This is a genomic window from Streptomyces sp. NPDC043726, from assembly GCF_056436565.1.
This window is the reverse complement of record NZ_JBWKCI010000004.1, coordinates 409,149-426,842: the sequence shown is the minus strand read 5'-3', so window position 1 is coordinate 426,842 and position 17,694 is coordinate 409,149. Positions and strand designations below refer to the sequence as shown.

The window sequence follows — 17,694 nt, the reverse complement described above, 5'->3', positions numbered from 1 at the left end:
CCCGCGCACGCCCGCACCGCACAGACCACACCGCACCGACCGTCCCTCCCCGCCCGCCCTCCAGGCAGGGCGCCGACCTCCTCGGAGATCCCCATGTCATTGCTCCTCGAAGCCCACAACGTCCTCGCCGCCGGCGTCCCGCAGCCCACGAGCGGTGCTCCGGACGCGCTCAAGACCAAGGTCAACACCGTGCTCGGGATAGCCGCCTGGGCGGGCACCGCCGCCGGAGTCGCCGGGGTGCTGATCACCGGCGCGATGATGGCGATCTCCCTCAAGCGGGGCGAGAGCTCGGAGCACATGAGCCGGCTCGGCATGGTCCTCGGCGGCTGTGTCCTGGTGGCCACCGCCGGCCCGCTGGTCAGCTTCGTCTTCGCGTGAGCCGACGGGCGGTCGAGATGTTCACACGCAGACAGCGGTGGGCCGAGGAGCAGGAGCCGTACTGGAAGCAGCGCAGCTGGCGGCTGTCGGCGGGGTTCCTCGCCGTCGTGCTGGTGCTGGGCGGGATCGTCGCGCTGACGTCCGGCGGCGAGACCGGCGCGGGCCGTGCCCGTGCGGCGGAGCCCGGCCCGCTGTCCACCGACACCGCGCTGCGAGGCGGCCGCCCCGAGGGCTGCGCCACCGACGACAGCGCCGGTGACGTGCTGCCCAAGGCCGCTCCGAAGGACGTCAGTTGGCACACGATCGGCGTCACGCGCGTGCCCGTCTCCGCCTCGGCGGGGCCCACCCGGACGACGGGATCGCTGCGCTGGTGCTACGCCCGCACACCGCTCGGTGCCGTCCTGGCCGCCCACGTCATCCCGTCGCAGATGAGCGGCTCCGACTGGCGGTCCGCCACACAGCAGCAGGTCGTCGCCGGGCGCGCCCGGGACATGTTCGTCTTCCAGCGCTCCACCGTCGAGGACGTCGACAGCGGCGAGCAGAGCGGCGACACGGCCGTCGCCACCTACGCCGGGTTCTCGGTGGCGTCGTACTCCGACACGGCCGCGCACGTGAGGCTGCTGCTCAGAACGGGTCAGGGCTATGCCGCGACCACCATCGTGCTGCGCTGGAGCGGCGGTGACTGGAAGGTCCTGCCCAACAGCGACGGCTCCCTGCACTCGCCGGTGACGGCCGTCCAGGGCAACACCAGCGGTTACACCCTGTGGGGGGTCTGACGTGAACTGCCCGACCGGCAACCCGGTCATCGACCTGATCAAGGGTTTCTTCGACTTCCTCGGCAACCCCATCGGCACCGTCATCGAGCTGATCGCGAACACCATCCTGGCGGGCGCGGTCGCCGTGTTCGGGGCGTTGATCACCGGGGTGCCGACGCTGACGGGGACGGCCACGGCGAAGAACGTCGGCAGCCAGACGCAGTGGCTGGTGGTCTACCTCGCGGTCGGGTCGCTGATCTTCGCCTCGGTCCGCATGGCGCTGGAACGACGCGGTACCGCGGGTGTGACCGCCCTGACGGGCATCCTCCGGGTCATCCTGGTCTCGGGCGCCGCCACCACCATCGTCACGGCCGCGGCGGCGGTCGCGGACGACTACGCCACGTACCTGTTCAACGCGGGCGCGCAGGCGCAGTTGAGCAACGTCGGGGCCTGCAAGAGCGGGGACAACGTCCAGTCGTTCCTGCTGCTGGTGCTCGCCTTCCTGCTGCTGATCTCCGGGATCATCCACACCATCCTGATGTACATCCGGCTCGGCGTGATGATCCTGCTGCTCGGCACCCTTCCGCTGGCCGCCGCGGCCTCGATGACCGACTGGGGCTCCGGCTGGTGGCGCAAGCACATCGGCTGGATGATCGCCTGGCTGTTGTACAAACCCGCGGCCGGCCTGGTGCTGTACTCGGGCTCGGCGATGATCTCGCAGGGCGGTCAGGGCGGCGACATCAACGAACGCATCGCCGGTATCGGCCTGATGCTGCTGTCCGCGGTGTCCCTGCCCGCGCTGCTGAAGCTCGTGGTGCCGGCCACCGCCGCGCTCGGCGGCGGCAACCCCGTGTCGGGCGCGCTGGCTTCGGCGGGCGCGCTGGCCACCGGTGCCCGCCCGGTCGGCGGCAGCGGCGGGTCCGGCGGGCAGGCGGGCGGGACCGGGGCCAAGGGGCCCTCCGGCGCCGGGAGTTCGGGCGGCTCGCCGGGCGGCGCCGCCGGTCCGGGCGGACCCGCGGGTCTCAACGGCGCGGGCGGCGGGGGCCGGGGCGGCGGTTCCGCGGGTGCCGGGGCGGGAGGAGGCGGCTCGGGCGCCGCGGCCGGCGCGGGGCGGGCGGCGGCAGCGGCGGGCGGGCCGGCCGGAGTGGCCGTCGCCGCGGCGGTCACCGCCGCGAAGATCGTCGGCAGCACCGCCTCGGGCGCCCTCGACGGCGCCGACGGCGACCTGGGCCACAACAAGTGACGCCACCGCACCCCGCCCCCTAGAGCGACCGCCGAACTCCCGCTCCCCCCTGGGAGTTCGGCGGTCTTCACCCTCCCCCGCCCGACGCGGCACCACCACACCACTCCTCGAAGGGACACCGGAGCCTCATGTCCACGGAAGCCGTCACCCATCCGACCTACGGGAACTGGCGTCGGCCACGGCGGCCGGGGCTCGGGCCGCTGGGGCTCGTCGGGACCTTCGGCGTGTTCGGCGGGCTGGTCGCCACCCTGCTCGCCTCGCTGGTCTCGCTGTACGCCGCGGTCGTCGTCGCCGTACCGGTCATCGTCTTCCTGGTGCCGCTCGCCATCCGCACCCAGGACGGCCGCAACGTCTACCAGTTGATGACCCTGCGCGTCGGCTGGTGGCGTCGTAAGGCCAAGGGCTCGCACCTCTACGTCTCCGGCCCGCTGTCCGCCCGGCCGGGCGGCCGGTTCCGTCCGCCCGGCCTGCTCAACAAGGTCACCGCCACCGAGGGCCGGGACGCCTACGACCGCCCCTTCGGCGTCCTGCACCACCCGGCCCGCAACCTGTACACGATCGTCCTCGGCTGCGACCCCGACGGCGGCGCCCTGGTCGACCCGGACCAGGTCGACGTATGGGTGGCGCTGTGGGGCGAGTGGCTGGCCCGGCTGGCCCACGAACCCGGGCTGCGGGGCGCCTCTTTGATCGTGGAGACCGCCCCCGACCCGGGCACCCGGCTCGCCCACGAGGTGCTGCCCCGCATCCACCCCGACGCACCGCCCGCCGCCCGCGCGGTGATGGAGGAGGTCGTCGAGCGCTATCCCACCGCCTCCTCGGAGATGCACACCTACGTCACCCTCACCTACGGCGTCCCGCCCGGCCAGAAGCGCAAGCCGGACGATGTGATCTCCGACCTCGCCATCCGTATCCCGGGCCTGCTCAGCGGGCTCGTCGCGGCCGGTGGCGGCTCGGCCTACCCGCTGTCCGCCGAGCGGATCGCCGAGGTCGTCCGGGTCGCCTACGACCCCGCCGTCGCCGCCGACGTCCTCGACGCCCGGGCCCGCCACGGCGGAACCGGCCTGGAGTGGGACGACGCGGGACCGGCCGCGGCCGTCGAGACGGTCAACAGCTACCAGCACGACTCCGGGGTGTCCCGGACCTGGCTGCTCACGCTGGCGCCCCGCGGCACCGTCCGCTCCTCGGTGCTCAGGGGCATGCTGGAGGCGGCCCCCGGCACGCGCCGCAAGCGGGTCGCGCTGGTGTACCGGCCCATCGACCCCGCCACCTCGGCGCGGATCGTCGAGGCGGACCGGCGCAGCGCCCAGTTCATGGCGACGTCCGGCCGCGGCATGGTGCAGGCCCGCGCCGCCTCCGAGATGCGGGCGGCGGAACAGACCGCGGCCGAGGAGGCGTCGGGCGCCGGGCTCGTGGAGTTCTCGCTGATGCTGACGGTGACCGTGGACAGCGCGGCGGAGCTGGCCGACGCCAGCGTCATGATCCGGAACCTGACCGCCGCCTCCCGGGTGCTGATGCGGCCCGCCGACCGGATGCAGGCGGCCGCGTTCAGCTGCACCCTGCCCACCGGGATCCTCCCCTGGGAGCAGACCCTCATCCCGCACGAACTCCAGGAGGCGCTGTGAGCCGTCGCGGCGAGGAGAAGAAGGCCGAGCGAGCCGACCGGCTGGCCGAGCAGCAGGCGCGCCGGGCGCTGGACTCGGGGCTCCCGGGTCCGGACCCGGCCCGGGCGCCGGAGCCCGACGAGCCGCGCTGGCGGAAGGAAGCGAAGAGCGGCAAGGGCGGAAAGGGAGGCAAGGGCGGCGGGAACAAGCCCGCCGCCCGGCCCCGGGAGCCGTACGTCCCGCCGCGCGGCTGGATGGGGCCCGGCGGGGGCCGCGTCGGCTATGTGGATCCGCCCACCATGTGGCGGGCCACCACCGTGCAGGCGTGCGGCATGTGGCCGTTCGCGGCCGGCTCCGGCTCGCCGATGACCGGAGTGCCGCTCGGGCAGCACCTGTTCACCGGCGCCACCGTCTGCGGCGACCCGCTGAACTGGTTCACCCGGGCCCGCTACATCTCCAACCCCTCCCTGTTCATGCTCGGCATGCCGGGCCTGGGCAAGTCCACCCTCGTCAACCGGATGCTGATCGGGCTCGCCGCCACCGGTGTCGTCCCGCTCGTGCTCGGCGACCTCAAGCCCGACTACGCCGACACCGTGCGCGCCCTCGGCGGCCAGGTGATCTCCATCGGCCGGGGCCGGGGCGGCATCAACGTCCTGGACCCCGGGGCGATGGGCGCGGCGGCGGCCAGGATCGGCGGTGAGGCGGGCGAGGTGCTGCGGGCCGAGACGCACGGGCGGGTGCTGAACATGGTCGCCGCGCTCATCACCATCGTGCGGGGCCGCCCGATGGACGACCACGAGCAGTCGGTGCTGAGCGCGTGCCTGCACCATCTGCGCGCCCGCACCCCGGCGGGCGGCACGGTCCTGCTGCCCGACCTCCTCCAGGTGCTCACCGAGGGCCCCGACCGGGTCCGCGCGGTCACCCTGGACCGCGGTGACGACACCCGCTACCGGGACGCCGTCGACCCGCTGCACCGCTCCCTGCTCGGCATCCTCGACGGCCCGCTCGGCGACACCTTCGCCTCCGAGACGTCCACCCGGATCAACCCCGACGCGCCCGCCGTGTGCATCGACATCTCCGGCATCGGCGAGGCCGACACCCAGCTCACCGCCGCCGCGATGCTCGCCGCCTGGTCCGACGGGCTCGGCACGGTGGCCGCCTCGCACGCCCTCGCGGACGCCGGGCTCGCTCCCCGGCGCTGGTTCTTCACCGTGCTCGACGAACTGTGGCGCCCGTTGCGCGCCGCCTCCGGCATCGTCGACCGGATCGACGCGCTCACCCGCCTCAACCGCTCCCTCGGGCTCGGCGACGCCAAGATCACCCACACCCTCAAGGACGCCGAGGCGCTGGGCACCGACGCCGACCGGGCCAAGGCGCGCGGCTTCGTGGAGCGGGCCGGGATGGTGGTGTGCGCCGGGCTGCCGAGGGCGGAGATGGAGGAGCTGGGCAAGGTGGTGGGGCTGTCCCGGCGCGAGATCGAGCTGGTGTCGTCCTGGTCCTCGCCCCCGGGCTGGGGGGTCTCCGGCGAGCACGAGGAGCCGCCCGGCCGGGGCCGCTTCCTCATCAAGGTGGGCGGCCGCCCCGGCATCCCCATCAAGGTCGCCATCACCGACGCCGAACGCCGGCTGCACAACACCAACACCCGCTGGACCCCCAACGAGGAGGTCGTCGAACAGGCCGTCGCCCAGGCGGCCGCGCAGGTCGCACGGGCCGCCCAGGAGGGCCCCCGCGAGCTGGGCGGGAGGTGGTCCGCGTGAGCGCCCCCCGCGCCGGCGGCGGCTATCACGAGCAGCTGCCGTGGGCCGTCGTCGCCATCGCCGGTACCGGGCTCACCCTGTTCACCGTCGCCTGGGCCGGGGGCACCTTGGGGTCCGGACTGTCCGGGAACGGCCTCGCCGCCCCGCCGTTCGCCCTGTCCACCGTCGTGCGGCTCACCTCCGAGGGCCCGGCCGCGCTGTGGCCCGCGGCACCGGCCGCCGCCGTGTACGCGGGCATGTTCGGCCTGCTGATGGTCGTCGTGTCGCCCCTCGCCCTCGTCGTACGGCACCTGCTGAACCGCGCCGCCCGCCCCAAGGGTCTCGCGGGCCGCCGCGAACTGGCCGCCCTGTGCCCCAAGGGCATCGAGGCCCGCGCCCGCGAACTGCGCCCCAGCCTCGACGGCCGCGCCGACGTGCACCCCGACGAGACCGGCAACCTCCTCGGCGACCTCGACCCCAAGGGCCCGGAGCTGCGCAGCAGTTACGAGGACGTGGAACTCGACCTCATGGCGCCCCGGGCCGGCAAGTCCACCGGCATCGCGGTCCCGCGCGTGCTGCGCGCCCAGGGCGCCGTGCTGCTCACCTCCAACAAGTCGGACGTGTACGCCGTCACCCGCGCCGCCCGTGAACAGGCGGGCACGGTCTGGACGTTCGACCCGCAGGGCATCGCGCACAGCCCGCGCGCCATGTGGTGGAACCTGCTCGGCGAGTGCCACACCATCGAGGGCGCCCGCCGGCTCGCCGGGCATTTCGTGGCCTCCGTCAACGACGACACCGCGAAGAAGGACTTCTGGATCTCGGCCGCCCAGAACACCCTCACCGCCCTCTTCCTCGCCGCCGCCCGCGGCCGGGCCCCGGTCACCGACCTCCTCGGCTGGCTCGCCGACCCCGCCGACCGCACCCCGGTCGACCTGCTCCGCGAGGCCCGGCTCAACGCGATGGCCGAGCAGTTGCAGGGCACGGTCCGCGGCGCGGTGGAGACCCGGGACGGCATCTACGAGACGGCCCGCCAGACCGTCTCCTGCCTGCTCGACCCCGAGATCCTCGCCTGGGTCACCCCCGACCCGGAGCTGCCGGAGTTCGACCCCCACCGGCACGTCCTCTCGCAGGACACCCTCTACCTGCTCTCCAAGGACGGCGGCGGATCGGCGGCCGGGGTCATCGCGGGCCTCGCCGACGCGACGATGCGGGCCGGGGTGGTCGCCGCCGAACGCATGGGCGGCCGGCTCGACCCGCCGCTGACGGCGGTCCTGGACGAGGCCGCCAACGTGTGCCGCATCTCCGATCTGCCCGACCTGTACTCGCACTTCGGTTCCCGCGGCATCAACGTCGTGACGCTGCTGCAGAGTTACCGGCAGGGCGCCCGGGTGTGGGGCGAGGTGGGCATGGACGCCCTGTGGAGCGCGGCCACGATCAAGCTCCTCGGCGCGGGCCTCGACGACGCCGACTTCGTGCAGAAGATCTCCACCCTCGTCGGCCAGCACGACGTGCGCACCCCGAGCGTCTCGCGCAGCAAGGACGGCACGTCCCGCTCGTACTCCTACCGCCAGGAGGCCGTCCTGCCGCCCGACCGGATCCGGGCCCTGCCCAAGGGCACGGCCCTGCTCCTCGCCACCGGCGTCCGGCCCGCCCTGATCCGGCTGCGCCCCTGGTACAAGGAGCCCGGGGCGGCGGAGATCTCGGCGGCTGCGAAGGCGGAGACGGCCGCCATCACGGAACGGGCCGCGCGGCGCCTGCCGGGCGTGAGCCTGGGGAAGGGGTAGGGCGTCCGCCCGACGTGACGGTACGCAGCAGCAGTTCGGCGGGCCCGTACCGCACCCGGCTCATCAGCCGGGCGCCCAGGACGAGTTGGACGCCGTAGAGCAGGACGCAGCCCGCGAGGACGGTCGCGGCGCCGAGCCGGTCGTAGAGCCCGAGTCCGTAGCCGGTGAAGACGCAGGCGAGGACCAGTGACTGGGTGAGGTAGTGGGTGAGCGCCAGCCGTCCGGCGGCGCCGAGCAGTGCGGCCGCCGCCGGGCGGGCGCGGGGGAGCAGCAGGAGCAGTCCGCAGGCGTACGACGCGGTCAGCGCCGGTGCGGTCAGGACGGCGACCGCGTGGCCGACGTGGAACCAGCGGCTGTCCAGCGGCCAGTCGGCGCAGGCGGCGGTGAGCACGCCGCCGGTCAGGCCGACCGGCAGGCACCGCACGACGACCGCGCGCAGCCACGCCCGGTCCCGGCCCCACCGCTCCACGAGCCGGACCCTGGCCGCCGCGAGCCCCGCCAGGAAGGCGGCCAGCAGATCGGGCGCGGCCAGCAGGTCGGCGCCGATCGCCGCGGGCAGGTCGCGCAGATGGGCACCGAGCACCGACACGGCGTCCCCGCGGTAGGCGGCGACGGTGTCCGCGACGTGCGGGGCGTACTGGCCGGCGGTGTACGGCTCGCTGAACGCGACCGTCAGCAGCCCGAACCCGGACAGGACCACCGCGAGACCGAGGACCAGGCCCGCCGCGAGCCGCAGCGCGGCGCGCGGGGCGAGGCCGCGCAGGCCGTACAGCACCAGCGACAGGACCGCGTACGTCATGAGGATGTCGCCGGGGTACAGCAGGACGGCGTGGGCGAGACCGAGCCCGAACAGCCCCGCCGCGCGCCGCAGATGACGCGGCGCGAAGGCGGCGCCCGCGCGCCGGGCGGAGCGCTCCTGCAGCACGAAGCTGTAGCCGAACAGGAAGGAGAACAGCAGATAGAACTTGGTGGTGACCAGCGCGGTCACCGCCCAGGCCGCGGCCCGGTCGGGCGCCGAGGCCCCGGGACCGCCGCCGAAGGCCGCGTACGGGCCCGCCGTGAGCTGGGCGTTGACCAGCAGGATGCCGGACAGGGCGAACCCGCGCAGCACATCCAGTTCGCCCACGCGCGCGGGACGAACGGGGCTCACGACGCCACCACCACGCCGGTGCCGAAGGTCAGCGTCGAGGCCAGGAACCATCCGAAGGACGGCGCCAGCAGGTGCCGGAGCGTCCACAGCCGGGCCGCGGCCGGCCGGGCCCGCGCGTAGACCACGATCACCTCTTTCCCGACCGGTGGCAGTCCGCACAGGGGCGCGTACCGGCCCGGATCGAGCACGAGGTCCCGGCCCAGGTGATCGCGGAACAGCACCAGGCCACCGGCCCGCCGGTCGGCCACCGCGCGGGCCGCCACCACGCCCGGCACCTTCAGTCCGCGCAGCCACAGCCGGACCGCCGCCGCCGACGCCCGCAGGGCCAGCAGCAGAAAGCCGAGGCCGAAACCCGTGCACAGGGCCAGCAGCAACAACTCCGCGTACATCCGCACTCCTTCACCCTCCGGCACCCTCCCGACCGCCCTCCGGCACCCGTGGCAGGCACAACGGGCCCCGGACCGAGCCCGGTTCAGCCTCCTTGAACCGCCGCACGGTGGCGCGGCGTTGTGAGAACGATCCACGACCCACCGCACCAGCCCCGCACGTCCCCGAAGGGAGCTTCGGCACAGATGAGCCAGACGACACGGAGTCCGCACGCGCGCGCCCGGCGGACGGCGGTGGCCGTCACCCTGGCCTGCGCCCTGACCGCGGCGGTCCAGCAGCCGGCCCGGGCCGAGCCCGACACCCTCACCGAGGTACGGGCCGAACTCCGGCGCCTCTACCACGACGCCGAGGTCGCCACGGAGAAGTACAACGCCGCCGACGAACGGGTCACCCGGCAGGAGAAACGGGTCCGCACCCTCACCTCCCAGGTCAAGGCAGCCGAGACGAAGCTGGACCGGCTCACCTCGCTGGCCGGGGCCGCCGCCCGCGCCCAGTACCGGTCCGGCGGACTGCCGGCCGAGGTCCACTTCGCGCTGTCCGACGACCCCGAGCGCGCCCTGGACAACGCCTCCCTGGCCCGCCGGGCCGAGCAGTCCACGCAGGGCGTCCTCACCGCGCTCACCGAGACCGAGGAGGACTTGCGCGACACCAGGGACGAGGCCGCCGGGGAACTCGACGACCTGCGCGCCGGCCGCCGCGCCATGGCCGGTGAGCGCAGGACGATCGAGAAGAACATCGCCTCCGCCCGGAAGGTGGAGTCCCGCCTGAAGGAGAAGCAGCGCAGGGAACTGGCCGCACTGGAGGAGCGGGAGGCCAGGGAGGCGCAGGCCGAGTGGGAGCGCACGGGCGTCCTCGACCGGGCCGGCACCGAGGCGACGCCGGCCGGCCGCAAGGCCATCGCCTACGCCACCCGGCAGCTCGGCAAGCCCTACGTCTGGGGTGCCGAGGGCCCCGACTCCTTCGACTGCTCCGGCCTCACCTCCCAGGCCTGGCTGCACGCCGGCGTCGTCATCCCCCGCACCTCCCAGGAGCAGTGGCGGCAGCTCACGAGGGTCCCGGTCGAGCACATGCGCCCCGGCGACCTGGTCATCTACAACGCCGACGCCAGCCATGTCGCCCTCTACGTCGGCGACGGCGAGGTCATCCAGGCACCCCGCCCCGGGCGGTGGGTGTACGTGTCACCGGTGGCGTCGATGGAGATCCTCGGGGTGGTACGGCCGGACGCCTGAGACACGGCGGCGGGGCGGGCACCCCCGTGGCCCGCCCCGCGACATGGTGCGTCCGTCTGTTCAGCCCGCACGCGGTTGCGGGGCCGTACTCCAGGCGGCTGCTGCCCCGGCCTCCGGCGTCGGCTCGAATCCCGGGGGCAGCGGCAGGAGGCCGGCGGGCAGCGGCGCCACGGGCAGGCGCGGCGCGTGCTCGCACCCGGGCGGCTGGTCCTGTCGTACGGCCGTCCCGTCCGCGTCCGACGGCGGGCGGCGCCGTGCCAGGAGCCCGCGCGGGGGGAGGGGAACGGCTGGAGTCGGTTCTGGCATGGGCGTTCCTCCGAGGGGCCTGCGGGGGGGGGCGCCGGCCCGGTCCGGGCCGGCGCCGGTTCGAGAGGCACAACGGGCCCGCCCGGCGCCCGGTTCAGCCGGCCGCGTCCGACGGCGGCGGGCCGAAGGGGTCGGCCGAGTCGACCGACGGAGTCTCCTTCGGGCGGTGGGCGCCGGGCTTGCAGCCGGCGAACGGGCCGGCCGGGTCCCGCAGGCTCTGCATGACCGGTCCCAGACAGTCCCGGTGCCAGGTGGTGGGGCCGCTGCCCGGGGAGTCGGCCTCGGTCAGCTCCTCCCAGGCCAGCCACAGGCCGTGCAACTGGGCCACCGCCTCCGGATGGTCCCACCAGCGGGAGCACCACGGGGACGTGGAGGTGACCTCCCTGCCATAGACCGGCAGGAGCACATGGTGGACCCACAGAGTCAGTCCCCGCAGCGTCTGCCCGTACTCCGGGCCTTCCTGATACAGGATGAACCTCACCGGCGCTCCTCCCTCGTGTGCAGCGGGCCTCGGCACCCACAACGCCCTTGCACCGGCCCGTGGTTCAGCGGCGGACGGATTGAACCGGGCGGTGAACGCGGGCCGTTGGGCCTGTCGACATCGTGGAAGGGAAGGCCTTCGATGGCGGGCTTCGACCAGGCACAGTTCGACCGTGACAGGACCGCTCTCATGAGGGACCTGCGCCACTACAACCTGCACAAGGACACGAGATTCACGGAGGCGCTCAACGGCTACCTCGACCAGCTCCAGCGGGAGGGGCAGTGGGTCGCGCAGGGCCACACACCCGACCCCAGCTGGGTCGGACAGCGTCAAGTGGACGCCTTGATAGATCAGTTCGACCGCAAGCACGCGTTCCACGTCCCGGCCGACTGGTGGCGCCGGCACCGCAACGACAGCGGGTTCCGCGAGATGCGGCGCGACAAGGCGGTGGAGGCCGCGGCGCACGGCTACCTGTGGTCCAAGACCGAACCGGGGCCCGCGGCGAAGCGGGCCGCGGCCGACAAGGGACTGATCCTGGAGACCTCGGTCCCGGGCAAGCTGTTCGACGGCAAGAACTTCGGGTTCGAGAAGTGGTCCGACTCGCCCACGATGGGCAAGCTCTGGGAGAACTTCTCCACCCACTACGTCGACGGCCTCGACGGCCCGGTCAAGGCGCTGGTGCTCGACGGCATCGTCGACAACAGTGTGCTGACCCGGCTCGAATGGCCCCACCTGCGCGAGCGGATCGAGGCCGGTGACGTTCCCCATCTGCGGGTCAACGTGATGAACATCGTCGGTGACCCGGCGGACTCACGGACCTGGACGCTCGACACGGTGGCCGGGTTCGACGTCCGCTCGCAGGAGTCGTTCGACAACCTTCCGCGCCCCGCCGCCGCGGACTTCTGGACCAGACAGGGCCGGTGGCACGACCGTCAGCGCGCGGAGGCCACCGCCGACAGCTCGTCGAGCGGCTCCTCGGACGAGTACTCGCTCCACAACTTCCACGAGGTCTTCGACAAGCCGTACACCATCGTCGTCCTCTCGGACCCCGACGCGGCACCGCCGCAGATCACCGGACCCGTCACCGCGAGCCCGGAACAGCTCTCCAGGGTGACGACCAACCAGCTCTCCAGGACCGGGTCCGGCGAGGGTCTGGCCGGGCAGGGCACGCCCGAGAGCGCCGGGGCGCGGCAGGGGGCGGACCTGCTGGCGAGCGCGACGCTGGACTCCAAACTGGAGGCCCTGCGCGCGCAACAGGCCCGCAGCGGCAGCGACTCCAACTCGCCCGTGCCGTCCGTGACCGACGTGCGGGGCCAAGGGGACGAGGTGTCCCGGTCGGCCGACGACTTCTCCCGGCTGAGCCTGGCTCCCTCGCCGTCCGGGTCCGGCTACCCGTCCTACGTCGCCGTGAGCGACGTCCGGTACACCACCCGGCCGCAGACCGGGCCGTACCCCGCCTATCCCGTCCCTCCGGTCAGCGGCACCCAGTCGTTCAACCCGGGGCAGCAGAGTGCCGAGCGGACCCCGAGCACCGCCTCCTCGGAGTACGAGGGTCCCGGTCTGGAGCGGGTGAACCGGGTGCCCAGCGATCCGCCCGCCGCCGGACCCGCCCGGGAGGGCGGCTCCTCCTCCGAGCGCCGGAGCGGACAGGGGAACCGGCGGCACCAGGAGCCGCCCGCCTGGCTGAAGTGGGCGGCCGGGGGAGGGCCGTCCGGGACGAAGAAAAAGGGCCGCAAGGGATGACCCGGGCGGGGCGAGGGGAGAGCCGGCCTCCCCTCGCCCCGCTCACGCCTAGCGTCCGGTCGCCGCCCGCTTCACCGGGGGCTTCGCCGGTGCCTGCGCCACCGCGGCGGTGACGTTCGACCCCTCCGGGGACGGCGTCCGGGGCATGGACATGCTGGCCACCTGGCGGCGGAGCTGGTCCACGTTCACCTCGGTCGGCGGGCTCGGGGTGCGGCGCGGCGAGTTGTCCGCAGAGGTGGAGTAGTGCACCTCGTAGGGGATGTGCGAGGGCTTGTCCAGCCCCTGCATGCCCAGCGCGGCCGCCTCCCGGACGCCGAAGTTGCTGACCTGGACGAGGGTGACCTTCCGGTCCGCGGCGAGCCCCGTCACATCGCCCGGGTCGGCGGTGGCCTGGGTCCGCCAGCTGTTCTGGTTGTCCTTGCCCAGGCTCAGCTGCGGCAGCACCCGCACGTTGCCCACCTGGTACGCCCGCATGGTGACGTCCTTCCAGGTCCCGGCGTCCACCTGGGGCACCGGCATGTCCTCCCGGCTCTGTCCGGGCGGTGTCACCGGCCTGCCGTAGACGAGGTGGATGCCGTCGGCGAGGGCGCTGACGGCCATGCGGCCGATGATGTCCCCGCGGCTCGGATCCTGGGTGTTGTACTTGGCGCCCAGCAGGTTGTCGTCCGACAGGTTGATGGTGTCGGGCCGGAACCGCGTGCTGTCGTCCTTGGGCCGGAAGCTGACATTGCCCTTGCCCACTTCGCCCTGGGACAGCTGCGCGAGATAGCCGATGTACTGGGCCCCGGCGGCCTGGGCCACCTCCTGACCCCGTGTGCCCTGCCGGGTGTACATGGCGAAGACATCGAGGTGCGGCATCATCCGGGGCTCGATGCCCGCGTCGTCGTGCTGCGCCGTCATCGGCATGAAGCCCGCGTTCAGGACGTGCCGCATGTTGGCGTCCTCGCCGTGCGAGAGGTCGACGACCTTCAGCTCGGCGGTGGAGAAGTCGAACGGCGCGACGCTGTCCTGGGAGAAGGCCGGGTCCTGCTGTACGGCCTCCCACTCGCCGTCCGTCATGTGGTGGTGGGACAGGTCGAGGCTCAGGCCCGTCTCGGTGCCCCGCAGCGCGAACGTGGCCAGATCCTTGGCGGCGATGTAGCCCTGGTTGCCCATCTCCGCGCTGAAGATGTCGTCGAGCGTCTGCTTCGTGTACTTCGGTTCGAAGGCGGCGGCCAGCCGCCCGGTGTGGTCACGGACGTGCAGTACGTCGACACCGTGCTGCGCCGCCTCGCTCCGGTACCCCTCCAGGAGCCGCTCGACGTGCTGCCGTCCGGCCTCCCCGGGCGGGCGCCGGGGCATCACCACCAGTTCCTTGGCCGAGTTCGGGTACCGCTGGCTCAGCGCCCGCAGTCCCGCCTTCGCGTTGTCGCTCATCTCCTCGCCGAACCAGATGAACTGCACCTTCTCCGGCTCGGTGACCGGATCACGGTCAGGCATGCGCACTCCCTCCTGCCCGGCGGCCGAGCGCCACCGGCTGCCCGCACAACGGAGGGCGCGGGCCCGGGGGTTCAGCGCCGCACTGAACCCCGGGACACGTCAGGGCCGTAGTACGGGCGACCCGGACCCCGACCGAGATCCCGGAGTACCGCCATGACCCTCGCCCCGGAGCCGACGCCTCAGCAGCAGGAGGGGCCCGCCTTCATCCTGTACCTGGAGGGCTCCGAGTACGACGACGGACTGCACCGGCTGACCCTGTGGGTACGTCACCTGCTGCTGCCCGTGTACGGCAGGGAGGTCGGCTCCACCGCGCCCTGGTGCCCCGCGTGGTGGAAGCACCCGGAGGCGGTGGCCCAGCTGTACGGCCTGTGGATGGCGTGGCAGGAGCTGACCGGGCCGGGTTCCGGCGCGACCGGTCCCGCGAGCTGGCACCGCGACCACCTCACCCACGTCATGGCGTCGTTGCGGGACCCGGCGGGCCCGTTGCCGGGTGCAAGGCCGGAGCGCACCGCGCGAAGGAGGCGCCGGGGATGGACCCGTACCCGGGCTGAACCGTTCGGCCTCCGTGGCCCGTTGTCGCTCGCGTCAGCACCTCCGACTCGAAAGAGGGGCACCGTGCCGGAAGACAACGCGGCTTCCCCGGCCAGGAACCGGTTGACCAAGGAACGACCCGAAGTCGAGCTGGCGCGGCAACTGGTCAGGGCCGATCTGGCGCTGCGGGAACAGCAGAGGCAACGCCCCGCGGAACCGGAGAGCCTCTGGGCACAGCTCGCGGACGAGGTGCGCCGCCTCTGGGCCCGGGTCACCGGCCGGGGGCAGGGGGCGCCGACGGGAGCGGACACCTCGTACGCACCGGACCCCGCCGGACCGGCGCAGCCGTCGCCGGGGACACCCGTGCCGGCCGGGCCGGGGCTGCCGTCCGCCCCCGGGACGGCGGCGCGTCAGGAGATCGCCCGCCTGGAACAGCGGATCGACCGGCTGCCGCCCAAGGCGCGTACGGCCTTCGAGGACGCGGTGCTGCACCTGGTCAGAACCGACGACACCCTGCGGGCGGCCTTCGAGCACGCCCCCCACAGCATTCCCACCGTCGCCAAGTACGCCGTGGACGCGCATCTGCGGGAGTCGCTGCGTGCGTCGGCGAGCGAGTCACGGCGCGAGTCACTGCGGGAGGCGCCGGGCGAATCACCACTCGAATCACCGCGCGAAACGCCACTCGAATCCCCGGGCGAAACGCCCCCGGCCCCCGACGGGTCGCCCCGGCGGGACCCGGTCACGGCCGAGGAGGCCATGAACGCCGCCCGGGACACCATCATGGCCGCCGACGCCCGGCAGTTCGCGGCGCTCCGGAACCGCTGGGAGCGCCCGGCGCGGTCCCAGGACCCCGTGCCGGGCGGACCCGACGCCCGTTCCTTCCAGGTGGCCGAGGAGTCCGAACGGAACAGGCGCGAGGCGAGCGCCACCAGTTCCTCGACCCCCCGCCGGGGCGGCGAGTTCGTCGACGGCCAGAACTTCCGGGCCGTAGCCGACCCGTCCCGGCCACCCCGCGCGCCCTCCCTGCTCAACCAGGAAGGACACGCCGTCCTGCGCGATCAGGTCGCCACCTCCAAGCCGTCCACATCGCGCGGCTCCGAGACGGCCGGCTCCCCGTCCAGGCAGAGCAGCCCCGCGCCCGGCCGGCCGGCCCAGGGCGCCGGTCAGCAGCGCAAGGCGCGATGACGTGCGGCCCATGACCCCAGCCGTTGATGAACACCCCCAGCCCGACCCCCCGAGGGAGAGACACCTGCCATGCGCACCTGGCGCACCCCGCGCGGACGCACCTCGTTCCTGCTGGCCCTGCTCCTCGTCATAGCCGCCGTGACCGGCACCGCCGCGGCGCTCCAGGCCCAGCGTGCCGACGGAGGTGGCCTCGACGGCACACCGGCCGCCGCCGGCGGGGCCGAGCACACCGTCACCTTCCAGAACCGGACCGACAGCCGTATCTGGGTGGGCAGCACGGTCAACGCCGACGGTTCCGCCGCGCTCACCGGCCTGCCGGTGCTCGACCCCGGCCAGTCCGCCACCGTCACCGTCCCCGAGCACGCGGGCGCCGGGCACTGGCGCGGCAAGTTCTTCGCCCGCCAGGGGTGCGAGGGCGAGGAGGGCAGGACGTTCCACTGCGCCGTCGGCGACTGCGGGCCCTACGCAGACCACTGCTCCACGGGCGAACAGCCCACCAGCCTCGCGGAGTTCAACTTCGACCCGGCCGACGGGCTCGCGCCCTGGTACAACGTCAGCTACGTCAACGCGGTCTCCGTCCTCATCACCATCACCCCCGACAACGTGCCGGTCCCCGAGTCCGGCGCGTGCGCGAAGGCGGGCTGCGCCGAGGACCTGCTGTCCGCCTGCCCGGCCGACGACCTGGTCGGGGATCCGGCCACGGGCGAGCCGCTGGTGTGCGTCAACCCGAACCGGGACGCGAAGACGCCGTACAGCGACATGATCGCCCAGAAGTGCCCGACGGCGTACGGCTGGTCCAAGCAGGACGCCGAGCCGGGCAACCGGACCGTGTACCAGTGCACCGAGTGCACCGGCCTGACCGTGGCCTTCGGCACCGGTGCCGCCGCGCCCGCGCCCGCCCCGGCCCCCGACCCCGCCGACACCCTGACCCCGGCCCGCAAGGGCATCAGCCTCAACCCCGTAGACGGCGCCGCCGAGGCGCTGGCCGACTCCGGCGCGCACTGGTACTTCAACTGGGCTTCCTCCACCGGCCCGGTCGCCGCGCCGGCGGGCGTCGAGTACGTCCCGATGATCTGGGGGCCGGGCTCGGTCACCGACGCCGAACTGGGCCGGGCCGCCGAGGAGGGCACGGCACTGCTCGGCTTCAACGAGCCCGACCAGCCCGCACAGGCCGACATGACCCCCGAACAGGCCCTGGACCTGTGGCCCCGGCTGGAGTCCACGGGCCTGCGACTCGGGGCGCCGGCGGTCTCCTACGGCGGTGACGTGGCCGGAGGCTGGCTGGACCGCTTCATGCGGGGAGCCGCCGAACGCGGCCTGCGCGTCGACTTCATCCCCCTGCACTGGTACGGCGGCGACTTCGGCCCCGACGCCGTGAACCAGCTGCGCGGTTACCTGCAAGCCGTCCACGACCGCTACGGCAAGCCGGTCTGGCTCACCGAGTACGGCCTGACCGACTTCACCCAGAACCCTCCCCGCTACCCCGGCGAGCAGGAGCAGACCGCCTTCGTCACCTCCTCGACGCGGATGCTGGAGGGCCTGGACTTCGTGGAGCGCTACGCCTGGTTCACCCTGTCGACCCGGACCGCCCCGACCGGCCTGTACGACGGCACGACCGCGAACGCGAGCGGCCGCGCGTACCGCGCCGCGGCCCGGCCCGGCGAGTGAGCCCGATGAGCTCGAAGACCTGGCCGCGCCCGGTGTCC

15 protein-coding genes and 1 pseudogene are annotated in these 17,694 nt (G+C 73.7%); 11 read left to right on the top strand and 5 right to left on the bottom strand.

Translation table 11 applies throughout. The features are described from left to right. Window positions 1–93: 93 nt before the first annotated feature. The 6 genes from AC068Z_RS14125 to AC068Z_RS14100 all read left to right on the top strand — a co-directional run bounded on the left by AC068Z_RS14125 (window position 94) and on the right by AC068Z_RS14100 (window position 7,497). A complete protein-coding gene (locus AC068Z_RS14125; protein WP_451719321.1) occupies window positions 94–378 on the top strand; it encodes a hypothetical protein in 285 nt (94 codons plus the stop codon). Between the two features lie 17 nt (window positions 379–395). Beyond that, entirely contained in the window at window positions 396–1,154 is a 759-nt protein-coding gene (locus AC068Z_RS14120) for a DUF8175 domain-containg protein (RefSeq protein ID WP_478554873.1), read from the top strand. A 1-nt stretch (window position 1,155) separates the two neighbouring features. Continuing rightward, window positions 1,156–2,376: a hypothetical protein gene (locus tag AC068Z_RS14115; protein WP_478554872.1), complete on the top strand. Its 1,221-nt coding sequence runs from the start codon at window positions 1,156–1,158 to the stop codon at window positions 2,374–2,376. Between the two features lie 128 nt (window positions 2,377–2,504). Beyond that, a complete protein-coding gene (locus AC068Z_RS14110; protein WP_478554871.1) occupies window positions 2,505–3,998 on the top strand; it encodes an SCO6880 family protein in 1,494 nt (497 codons plus the stop codon). Further along, window positions 3,995–5,734, top strand: a complete 1,740-nt coding sequence (locus AC068Z_RS14105; RefSeq protein ID WP_478554870.1) for an ATP/GTP-binding protein — start codon at window positions 3,995–3,997, stop codon at window positions 5,732–5,734. The genes AC068Z_RS14110 and AC068Z_RS14105 overlap by 4 nt, the downstream gene beginning before the upstream one ends. Next, the gene (locus AC068Z_RS14100; protein ID WP_478554869.1) at window positions 5,731–7,497 is read left to right on the top strand and encodes a type IV secretory system conjugative DNA transfer family protein; all 1,767 of its coding nucleotides are present in this window, start codon (window positions 5,731–5,733) and stop codon (window positions 7,495–7,497) included. Before AC068Z_RS14105 ends, AC068Z_RS14100 begins: the two co-directional genes overlap by 4 nt. On the opposite strand, the gene AC068Z_RS14095 is transcribed toward AC068Z_RS14100, so the two are convergent. Together AC068Z_RS14095 and AC068Z_RS14090 are read right to left on the bottom strand one after the other, a co-directional pair. Next, entirely contained in the window at window positions 7,445–8,647 is a 1,203-nt protein-coding gene (locus tag AC068Z_RS14095; RefSeq protein WP_478554868.1) for a DUF418 domain-containing protein, read from the bottom strand. The genes AC068Z_RS14100 and AC068Z_RS14095 overlap by 53 nt on opposite strands. After that, window positions 8,644–9,036 (bottom strand): hypothetical protein, encoded by a 393-nt coding sequence (locus tag AC068Z_RS14090; RefSeq protein ID WP_478554867.1) that lies wholly within the window; start codon window positions 9,034–9,036, stop codon window positions 8,644–8,646. The genes AC068Z_RS14095 and AC068Z_RS14090 overlap by 4 nt, the downstream gene beginning before the upstream one ends. Window positions 9,037–9,219: 183 nt before the next feature. Between AC068Z_RS14090 and AC068Z_RS14085 the strand changes: the two genes are divergently transcribed. After that, window positions 9,220–10,263, top strand: a complete 1,044-nt coding sequence (locus tag AC068Z_RS14085) for a C40 family peptidase (protein WP_478554866.1) — start codon at window positions 9,220–9,222, stop codon at window positions 10,261–10,263. Window positions 10,264–10,323: 60 nt separating this feature from the next. On the opposite strand, the gene AC068Z_RS14080 is transcribed toward AC068Z_RS14085, so the two are convergent. Together AC068Z_RS14080 and AC068Z_RS14075 are read right to left on the bottom strand one after the other, a co-directional pair. Next, the gene (locus AC068Z_RS14080; RefSeq protein ID WP_478554865.1) at window positions 10,324–10,569 is read right to left on the bottom strand and encodes a hypothetical protein; all 246 of its coding nucleotides are present in this window, start codon (window positions 10,567–10,569) and stop codon (window positions 10,324–10,326) included. Between the two features lie 94 nt (window positions 10,570–10,663). Beyond that, the gene (locus tag AC068Z_RS14075) at window positions 10,664–11,050 is read right to left on the bottom strand and encodes a DUF4913 domain-containing protein (RefSeq protein WP_478554864.1); all 387 of its coding nucleotides are present in this window, start codon (window positions 11,048–11,050) and stop codon (window positions 10,664–10,666) included. Window positions 11,051–11,239: 189 nt separating this feature from the next. Between AC068Z_RS14075 and AC068Z_RS14070 the strand changes: the two genes are divergently transcribed. After that, window positions 11,240–12,793, top strand: coding sequence for a hypothetical protein (locus AC068Z_RS14070; RefSeq protein WP_478554863.1), 1,554 nt, complete (start codon window positions 11,240–11,242; stop codon window positions 12,791–12,793). Window positions 12,794–12,841: 48 nt separating this feature from the next. Here AC068Z_RS14070 and AC068Z_RS14065 read toward each other — a convergent pair whose 3' ends face one another. Further along, the gene (locus tag AC068Z_RS14065; RefSeq protein WP_478554862.1) at window positions 12,842–14,272 is read right to left on the bottom strand and encodes a hypothetical protein; all 1,431 of its coding nucleotides are present in this window, start codon (window positions 14,270–14,272) and stop codon (window positions 12,842–12,844) included. A gap of 153 nt (window positions 14,273–14,425) precedes the next feature. Between AC068Z_RS14065 and AC068Z_RS14060 the strand changes: the two are divergent. The 3 genes and pseudogenes from AC068Z_RS14060 to AC068Z_RS14050 all read left to right on the top strand — a co-directional run bounded on the left by AC068Z_RS14060 (window position 14,426) and on the right by AC068Z_RS14050 (window position 17,656). Beyond that, window positions 14,426–14,823 (top strand): annotated as a pseudogene (locus AC068Z_RS14060) (DUF4913 domain-containing protein). A 64-nt stretch (window positions 14,824–14,887) separates the two neighbouring features. After that, window positions 14,888–15,988 (top strand): serine/threonine-protein kinase, encoded by a 1,101-nt coding sequence (locus AC068Z_RS14055; protein ID WP_478554861.1) that lies wholly within the window; start codon window positions 14,888–14,890, stop codon window positions 15,986–15,988. A 69-nt stretch (window positions 15,989–16,057) separates the two neighbouring features. Then, the gene (locus AC068Z_RS14050) at window positions 16,058–17,656 is read left to right on the top strand and encodes a glycosyl hydrolase (protein ID WP_478554860.1); all 1,599 of its coding nucleotides are present in this window, start codon (window positions 16,058–16,060) and stop codon (window positions 17,654–17,656) included. The last annotated feature ends 38 nt before the right edge of the window (window positions 17,657–17,694 follow it).

Bases quoted from the DNA above. Each gene is read 5' to 3' on its own strand.
- AC068Z_RS14070 (WP_478554863.1), top strand. From the start codon at position 11,240: ATGAGGGACCTGCGCCACTACAACCTGCACAAGGACACGAGATTCACG.
- AC068Z_RS14125 (WP_451719321.1), top strand. From the start codon at position 94: ATGTCATTGCTCCTCGAAGCCCACAACGTCCTCGCCGCCGGCGTCCCG.
- AC068Z_RS14080 (WP_478554865.1), bottom strand. From the start codon at position 10,569: ATGCCAGAACCGACTCCAGCCGTTCCCCTCCCCCCGCGCGGGCTCCTG.
- AC068Z_RS14120 (WP_478554873.1), top strand. From the start codon at position 396: ATGTTCACACGCAGACAGCGGTGGGCCGAGGAGCAGGAGCCGTACTGG.
- AC068Z_RS14085 (WP_478554866.1), top strand. From the start codon at position 9,220: ATGAGCCAGACGACACGGAGTCCGCACGCGCGCGCCCGGCGGACGGCG.
- AC068Z_RS14110 (WP_478554871.1), top strand. From the start codon at position 2,505: ATGTCCACGGAAGCCGTCACCCATCCGACCTACGGGAACTGGCGTCGG.
- AC068Z_RS14065 (WP_478554862.1), bottom strand. From the start codon at position 14,272: ATGCCTGACCGTGATCCGGTCACCGAGCCGGAGAAGGTGCAGTTCATC.
- AC068Z_RS14090 (WP_478554867.1), bottom strand. From the start codon at position 9,036: ATGTACGCGGAGTTGTTGCTGCTGGCCCTGTGCACGGGTTTCGGCCTC.
- AC068Z_RS14050 (WP_478554860.1), top strand. From the start codon at position 16,058: ATGCGCACCTGGCGCACCCCGCGCGGACGCACCTCGTTCCTGCTGGCC.